Genomic DNA, 8,064 nt, shown 5'->3' with positions numbered 1-8,064 from the left:
TTCTGGCGAGTTGGGAGAGGCCAACCGCCGACGAGCAGAGCTAGCTTTTTCCCTGGAGGTGCCCCTGTTATAAGAGGAGCAGGTCAGGACGTTTCCTGCTTATTGTGGCGATACGCGATGACCCGTACCTTTTCCAGCGTAATCAGACCTTCCTCGATCATGCCATCGAGTTCCTGAATGAATGGCTCGATTTTTTCTTCTGCGTCCACGATCTCGATAACAACGGGAAGGTCTTCAGAAAGGCGCAGGATCTTGGCGGTGTGGATGCGACTATTGGCGCCAAAGCCCAGAAAGCCTCGGACCACGGTAGCGCCGGCGAGACCGCGACGGCGGGCCTCTTCCACGATGACCTCATAGAGCGGTCGGTTTCCCACGCGATCGCTTTCCCCAATAAAAATCCGCAGCAGATAGGCCTCATAAGGAAGTTTCATATTGTCATCGACTCCGTCACATCACAGAATGCGGCCCAGAAAGGCCCCCACAACGATGGCCATCAACCCCAGGCCATTTTGGAGCACGAGATTCCCCAGAGCAAGGAGCCATTCGCTTGATCGCACGAGTTCCGTGGTTTCCAGCATGAAAGTGGAAAAGGTGGTGAAAGCTCCGAAAAAGCCCACCATCACGGCGACCCGGAGATGCGGAGGCAGAACCCAGCGGCTTTCCAAAAGACTCCATACGAATCCAGCCACAAAACATCCCAGAATATTCACCGTCACCGTACCCCAGGGAAAACTGACCCCATTGAGACGGTGAACGAAGCCGGCCAGGCCGTAACGCGCCAAAGTGCCCAGTGCCCCTGCGAGAGCGAGGTAAAACAGCTTTTCCACAACAGCCATGAGCACACCCTTGTACCTGCAACGAACTTTGGAGACTGTCGCGCGGGCAAGAAAACAAAAAACCCGCTTGTGCAGCGGGTCGGCTGAGCGAGCTGCGACCCCTGCCGTGCAAATGCCTGCGCGGTAGGAGTCATCAGCCCGATAGGGCATTTAACGGGGGACTCCATCCCCGTCAACTTCAAGCCTATGTCACCGGGACAAATTCGTCAAGGTCACGGTCCCCCGGGCCACGCATCACAATTGCCTCCGGGAAAGGCACTTGAACGGTCGACGTGAAAGCTGGCCGCGTCCACCGGACGCCTTGGAGGGGCGGGTTCCACCGCGACCGACCACCCGATTCCGTCCTGCCCGACGGCAAGGTTATGAAGGCTAGAGCCTTCACCAAAAAGCGGCGATGAATCGCCGCACTCCACGCCGGACTTGAGTCCCCGGCGAAAGGCAATGGATTGTCCAACGCCGAGAAGCGGACGTGACAAGCACGTCCCTCCGAGTATGCGGACCTGACGAGCAGGTCCCGCCGACGCCTGGATATGTGAGCGTCAAAAGCCCTGGTTGGGGCAATTCATGAATTGCCCCTACCAGAACCGGATTGAGCACGTAGCCATATGCAGGCGATGCACGAAGCGCCCCTACCGCGGTCTGATCGGTTGACCTGACACCGTTGAGGTAGAGCCGTCACCGTTTTTGCCCCTCCAAACCGGACTTCCGACGCGACGCGTGGTTTGAAAGTGGGGAACCGCTAGCTGCGTCTGGGATCGCATCCACCAGTGGGCGGCACTCCAGAAGATGAACGCTGGAAACCGGCGCAGGGGCGACTGAGTGGTCGCCCCCACGTGCTCCGCCACTGACACAGCAGTTCAGTCTGCCGCAGGATGGTCCATGTCCCGATATTGGCGCCAGTAATCCACGGCGGGTGGATCGATCAAGGCGATCGGCGGGGGAAACAACTCAGGATGGACCAACCGGGCAAGAACCCACGCCAGTACGGCCTCGGTATAGGCGAGATTGACCTCCCCGACGGACGTTCTCAGGAGTCCCCGCCACAGCCATGCCCGCGGATCTCCGAGAGACTGCATCGCCGACTCGAGAATCTGTCGGAGAACCGCCTCCGCGTCTGGCGAGCCCGCCCATGCCTGCGGCAGCAGCTTGCGCTGAGAGCGGCGCGCAATGATGCTGGCGGCCACCCGTCCCAGCGGCCACTTGAGAACGGGAAGGCGGCTCTTTTTCTTCGGCGGACCAAAGAAAAACGCGAGAATCTTGACGTTCGCGTCCTCCTGCTCCCAAGACGGGTTTTTGCACTCTTCGTGGAGCTCCACGGGAGTGGACAGATCGGGCGGAAGGGCGTCCGGCGGGGCCAGCCAGTAATGAACGTCACCCACGCGGGCCCAGAATTCCGCCGTTTCCCGGGTGATGGGAATGTCCCAGAACTTGTGGAACTGACCCATCCAGGTTCCGGAGAAGGTGGCCACCGGATCGAGAGGACTTTGCGGACAGAAGACCGCCACCTGCAGCATGGTCAGTGGAACGTCGTAGTCTTTGACCACCTTGCGCACAAAGACCTTTTTCTGATCACCCTCGTCGGTGTCAGACTCTCCGGAACAACGGCTGCGCTGGGTCTGCTGCGGGACCAGGACGATTCGCACGCGGTCTGGATCAAGGCCTTGCAACGCGGCAAAGCGTGCCGGCCATTGATCCGTCGCACCGGAAACCAGGACGCCGGAATATCCCTCGGCCAGACACTGAAGCTGTTCCGGGGACTTGATGGAGGTGTGGCTTCTCTCGGTAAACCAGCAGAGTTTATTTTCCTCGGCATCCCACCAGATCCGCGCCAGATCGCGGCCTTCACGAGCGAGAGGGCGGCACTTTTTGTGGACTTTTCTGGGACGCTTCATGGGACTTCTCCTCGATCACGTGTCTTTCCTGAATACGAAAGACGACTTGCCCACTTTGCAAATACTGTCAGCTACTCTCAGCAAATGACCGCAGGCATTCACCCGGCCACCTGGGTTCGGCAGCAGGTTTGCCGATTCGAACGGCTTCAGGCAGGACAAAACCATTCAGCGCCGATAAACCCGGCGAGCCGGTTGCCGTGGCAGAAAGACAAAAGAACCATTCAGGCAAAGCGTCAGGCCACTGTCGGCAACGGATCCAGAAGGAGAGGGCAAACGATGTCCTTCAAACGGTGAGCAATCTGATCCCCGCGCAATGGTTTCCGTGATCCCCTATTGACTCATCCAAACTAATACGTGCGAAGCCCATTTTCGATAACAATCGGGACGCCATCAAAGAGATGACAATTCGGCCATCTGCAAAGGTTCGCTCTCGGAAATCCGACAGATCGGAGAGAGACTCGAAATGCCACGGACAATCAATGTCCCATGGTGGCAAGGCTACCTGAGCACTGGTGGAGCCCCCCTTTTTTGTCGCAAAGACACTCGCTTGAGTTCTCTTGATGAAAAACTTCCTGAGACCTTTTCGGATGAGAATCGTTCTCCTCCCGCATATCGATCTACACGATACCAAGACATACTGCCCCGCCACGGGGTTCGCTACCGGGTGGCTCGGCGGCAACGCTGCTCTTCCCGGAGGCATTTCGTGTTATTCTACCTGCGGTGACTCTTCTGTCCAGCGCGCTGCACGAAAAACCAGAAATTTTTCGACCAGGGCTGGGACGTTGCGAGCAAACGCCGGACGTTTTGCGGCCAAGATTGAAAATCCTCCTACCTGCGAGTGAGGTGGTCACCCCCGCAGTCTCCAAGGCATTCCACGGTGACCGCTGTACGTGAGCGATTGTGACGTCATCGGGCGGGTGGATCGAACGAATCCATCCTGCTCGTTGTATCCGTGGGCAAGGCGTCTTAGAATGTATCACAGAGGCGGCTGCTGATGCTCCGATGTCTCGTCGGCCAGGGAAGTCGCCTCGGTGTTCTTTCTTGGGAAAGAGCTATGCGTGATTTAGCCGAAGAATGCGGTGTTGTCGCCGTTTATCACTTTTCCTGCGACACAGTCAGCCCTCTTTGTCCCGAAGGGCCCGATTCCGCACCGACTCTGATACCCCGCATGCTGCTTGACATCCAGAACCGCGGGCAGCTTGCCGCGGGAATCACCCGGTTTAATGACCGCCATTCGCACCTACTCCTCACCTACAAGAACGTGGGAACGGTGGCGGAGGTCTTTGCGCTTTCCCAGCGCGATCGATTTGAGGAATTGATGAAAAATTTTTCGGGGCGGGCGGCCATCGGCCATGTCCGTTACGCGACGTGCGGCAAGGACGACCCCAGCTACGCTCAGCCGTTTGAGCGCCATCACATCCGTAAGCACAAATGGTTCAGTTTCGCCTTCAACGGCCAGATCGCCAATTTTCCCGAACTCCGCGAACGGCTGCTCCGGGATGAGGATAACCATCTGGTCCGCAATACGGACACCGAAGTGATCATGCACGTCCTGTGCCGGGAGCTCAATCCGAACCCCGCTCCGGACCTGGCGGATGTGTGTCGGGCATTTCCCCGGGAATTCGACGGGGCCTACAGCATGGTGTTTCTCAACGCCCTGGGGGAACTCATGGTCGTGCGGGACCCCCTGGGCTTTAAACCGTTGAGCTGGGCCTGCGATGGATCACTCTTCGCCGCGGCCAGTGAGAGCGTGGCCCTCTTGAATCTGGGGTTTGCACCGGAAATGATCAAGCCGGTGGCTCCCGGGCAAGCTATCATCGTTTCGGAAAAAGGGATACGATTCGTCCAGTTTGCCACGGCACCGCATCGTGCCCATTGTTTCTTCGAGTGGATTTATTTCTCCAATGTGGCCAGCACGCTCGACGGGCGAAGTGTGTACCTCGCGCGCAAAGCGCTGGGTGAAGAGTTAGCCCGACTGGAAACGGTGCCCGTCGATGACGGCAAGACGATCGTCGTCCCTGTGCCGGACACCAGCAAGGCCGCCGCAGACGCCATGGCCTATGTGTTGCGGGTCCCCTGCGTGGAGGGGCTTATCCGCAACCGTTACACAGGGCGCACGTTTATCGAGAGCAACCTCAATCGTGACGCCAAAGCCCGGGCCAAATACACCCCACTGCGCGAAGTATTGGAAGGAAAGCGCGTTCTTCTCGTGGAGGACTCCATTGTTCGTTCGACGACGATGCGGGTGCTCATCCACCGAATGCGGGAACTGGGAAAACCGGCGGAAATTCATGTGCGGGTGGCGTGTCCTCCAATTATCTCCCCCTGCTTTTACGGGATTGACATGTCCTCAATGGGGGAGCTCTTCGCCCCTAAATATCTGAAAAACGGCGAATTAACCGACGAAATTCAAGCTCAAATGGCCAGGGATCTGGGAGCGGATTCGCTCCGCTATCTGCCGGTGGAGGCCGTAGCGCGGGCGATCGGTATCGACGCCAACGATCTCTGCCGGGCGTGCATTACAGGGGTGTATCCCACCCCGTGGGGGCAGAAACTGGCCGAGGAGGCCCGACGCCGATGGCGCCAGGGCATCGCGGGAAGAACGTACGACGTGGAGGAACAAGCACTGACAACCGGCGTGGGGTGTTCGGCAAGAGTCTGACTAAGAACAACGGGGCTGAGGCTTGACGCGATGAGGAAGTGGGAACTGGCTTGTTCACGCGGAGATGCCGGCTCAATCGCAGGTCGGGAGGCGTGAATGACAGTCCATATGCCGGTGTGAGTTGTTAAAAAGCAAAGAGATGGTGTCACTGGTTGTCGGAACGGGGACGCGTGGACGGGTCCAATGTGCGTGGTGGCGATCCCGCCGAATGGAGGATTGAAAATCGGGGTGGACAAAGCAAAATGACGGGATTATATGGTCAGGGGTCAACCGGAGCAGAAGGATTAAACTTTTCAGGGCCGGTTGCGGCATGGATCAATGATTGCTCGTTCGCCGCTTTTTGACGAATATCAGGCTGGGCGTGTGATGATCGGACCGTCGCTTTTGGCGGCCGATTTTCGGTATCTGGCCCGGGAAATCGAACGGCTGGAGGCGGCAGGGGCACGCTTTTTGCACCTGGATATCATGGACGGGCATTTCGTGCCCAATTTGAGCTTCGGCATTCCCATCGTCCAGGCGGTGCGGCGGACCACCCGGCTGATACTGGACGTCCACTTGATGATTTCCAACCCTGAAGCGCATATTGAACGCTTTCGGGAAGCGGGGGCCGACTATTTGACCGTTCACATCGAGGTGGCTCCCGATCCCCGACCTTTGTTTGAAATGATTCACCGGACTGGGGCGTGTGCGGGTGTATCGCTCAATCCGCCGACCCCGGTGGAATCGGTTATTCCTTATTTGAACGATTGCGAACTGGTGCTGGTGATGAGCGTTATGCCGGGTTTTGGGGGCCAGTCCTTCCGTCCGGAAGTTCTCCCCAAAATTCGCCGACTGCGCCAACTGGCTCCAGAAGGTTTGATGATTTCTGTAGACGGAGGCGTGAACGGACAGACGATAGGTCAGTGTGCCGAGGCCGGCGCCACGATGTTCATCGTGGGCACAGGATTGCTGGGGCACGACAATTACTCCCAGCGATACCAGGAATTGGCCGCCTTGGTGAAGGATCATCAAAGTAAGGTCGTATTATGATCACAATAGTTTTGATCCGTCCGGGGGCGACCGATTACGACGTTCAGGGACGAGTCCGGGGACAATTGGATATCCCCCTTAACTCTCAGGGCTTCGCGGAAGTGACCAAGGAGGTGGAATCCATCCAGGCCGCCGGCATCCATTTCGATGCCCTGTATCACTCCCCCTGCCGACCCGCGGTCGAAACAGCGGAGGCGATTTCCCGAGCCCTGAATATCCGTTCCCGGGAGATTGACGCCTTGCGGAACCTCGATTACGGCCTGTGGCAGGGGATGAAGATCGAGGAAATTCGCACCCGGCAACCCAAGATCTACCGTCAATGGCAGGAAATCCCCGACTGCATCTGCCCCCCGGAAGGGGAGACCATCGAAGAGGCCGAGACACGCGTCATGGATTGGTTGCGGCGGCTTCACCGGCGGCACCAGGGGGAAACCGTCGGTTTGATCGTGGCTGAGCCGATGGCGAGCATCATCAAGCGGCTGATTACCCACGCACCCCTGGGGGATCTGTGGAAGGCCGAATCACGCCACGGCCAGTTAGAGATCCTCCAGTGGGAGCCGAAAGCGATCGAGACGGCCTCCTGATCCCGAGTTGTCTCGACATCTGGGTCATTCATCTGGACGGGTTATTTCGCCGTCGCTGGCGGGGTGAGAGATTCTATCGACTGGTCAGCCGACCGGCGGGAGTGTCGGTCCGGAGCTGATCGATCATTTCCCGGGTTGCCGCCTCAATTGCCTCCTGCCACCGGGCCGGTCCGAAACGCTCGAACTCCCGTCGGCGATACGCGAAGAGGATGCCTCGCGAGTTGTTGACAATGGCCCCCAGTCCAGCGGGATCGAATGCCGCGGCGACATCCCTGGCCGTGCCCCCCTGGGCTCCATAACCTGGAACGAGAAACCATGTGTGGGGCATCACCTGTCGGAGTTCCGCGAGCTGCTCATGGAAGGTGGCCCCCACGACTCCCCCCACGTCCCCGTATCCGCATCGTCCTTTGGTGCGCGCAGCCTGCTGCTCGACCCAAGCAGCCACGTGACGGTACAGCGGCATCCCTTCGGCAATGAGGTCCTGAAACAGTCCGCTCCCGGGGTTGGAGGTCTTGACTAGCACGAACACGCCGCCCTGCCGCGCCACCGCCGTTTCGATAAAGGGCTGGAGGCTGTCCTCCCCCAGGTAGGGGCTGACCGTCACTGCGTCGCCGCCCCAGGAACTGACAGGGGCCGGGCCCAGCATCCCTTCCGCGTAGGCGACAGCGGTGCTCCCGATATCACCCCGCTTGCCGTCCAGTATCACGAGCAACCCATACCTTCGGGCGTGTCCTACCAGTTCGGCAAGAGCACTCATGCCCTCCGGACCGAGCTGCTCGAAAAACGCCATCTGAAATTTGACGATCGGCACCATCGAGCCGATCACGTCCAGCACGCCCGCGCAGAATTCCCGCACCGCCGCTGCCAGACGCTGTCTCGGCAGGAGCCGTCGCTGGGGACCTTCGGCCGGCAGAACATTGGGCGGGAGAAGATCCAAATGGGGATCGATTCCAACCAGAGCGGGCGTTCCCCGTCGCCTGACCGCTTGCTCCAGCCGGTCGATGAAGCGAATCTTTGTTTCCGCTGCAGGCATCATAAGACCGACGTCACTTCTTCCCCAA

7 protein-coding genes and 1 riboswitch are annotated in these 8,064 nt (G+C 58.9%); of the genes, 3 read left to right on the top strand and 4 right to left on the bottom strand.

What is annotated here, in order from left to right; translation table 11 throughout:
* Window positions 1–83 precede the first annotated feature (83 nt).
* The 3 genes from H5U08_RS05955 to H5U08_RS05945 form a co-directional block, all read right to left on the bottom strand.
* Complete coding sequence (locus H5U08_RS05955) at window positions 84–431, bottom strand: DUF190 domain-containing protein (protein ID WP_297031230.1); 348 nt, start codon at window positions 429–431, stop codon at window positions 84–86.
* 21 nt (window positions 432–452) lie between these two features.
* Window positions 453–836 carry a fluoride efflux transporter CrcB gene (crcB, locus tag H5U08_RS05950; protein WP_297031227.1) on the bottom strand — a complete coding sequence of 128 codons (384 nt, stop codon included), beginning with the start codon at window positions 834–836 and terminating at the stop codon, window positions 453–455.
* Window positions 837–953: 117 nt separating this feature from the next.
* Window positions 954–1,016: riboswitch (Fluoride riboswitch) on the bottom strand.
* 677 nt (window positions 1,017–1,693) lie between these two features.
* The gene (locus H5U08_RS05945; RefSeq protein ID WP_297031226.1) at window positions 1,694–2,728 is read right to left on the bottom strand and encodes a hypothetical protein; all 1,035 of its coding nucleotides are present in this window, start codon (window positions 2,726–2,728) and stop codon (window positions 1,694–1,696) included.
* Between the two features lie 1,054 nt (window positions 2,729–3,782).
* Here H5U08_RS05945 and H5U08_RS05940 point away from each other — a divergent pair.
* The 3 genes from H5U08_RS05940 (at window position 3,783) to H5U08_RS05930 (ending at window position 7,003) form a co-directional block, all read left to right on the top strand.
* Window positions 3,783–5,390, top strand: coding sequence for an amidophosphoribosyltransferase (locus tag H5U08_RS05940; RefSeq protein WP_297031225.1), 1,608 nt, complete (start codon window positions 3,783–3,785; stop codon window positions 5,388–5,390).
* Window positions 5,391–5,708: 318 nt separating this feature from the next.
* Entirely contained in the window at window positions 5,709–6,419 is a 711-nt protein-coding gene (gene rpe, locus H5U08_RS05935) for a ribulose-phosphate 3-epimerase (RefSeq protein WP_297031224.1), read from the top strand.
* A complete protein-coding gene (locus tag H5U08_RS05930) occupies window positions 6,416–7,003 on the top strand; it encodes a histidine phosphatase family protein (RefSeq protein ID WP_297031222.1) in 588 nt (195 codons plus the stop codon). The genes rpe and H5U08_RS05930 overlap by 4 nt, the downstream gene beginning before the upstream one ends.
* Before the next feature lie 73 nt (window positions 7,004–7,076).
* Here H5U08_RS05930 and pyrF read toward each other — a convergent pair.
* On the bottom strand, window positions 7,077–8,064 hold a 988-nt coding region (pyrF, locus tag H5U08_RS05925), incomplete at its 5' end, for an orotidine-5'-phosphate decarboxylase (protein ID WP_366494127.1).

Origin of the sequence: Thermogutta sp. (genome assembly GCF_014359955.1) — a bacterium.
Classification (GTDB): Bacteria; Planctomycetota; Planctomycetia; order Pirellulales; family Thermoguttaceae; genus Thermogutta.
This window is presented reverse-complemented; position numbering and strand designations above follow the sequence as displayed.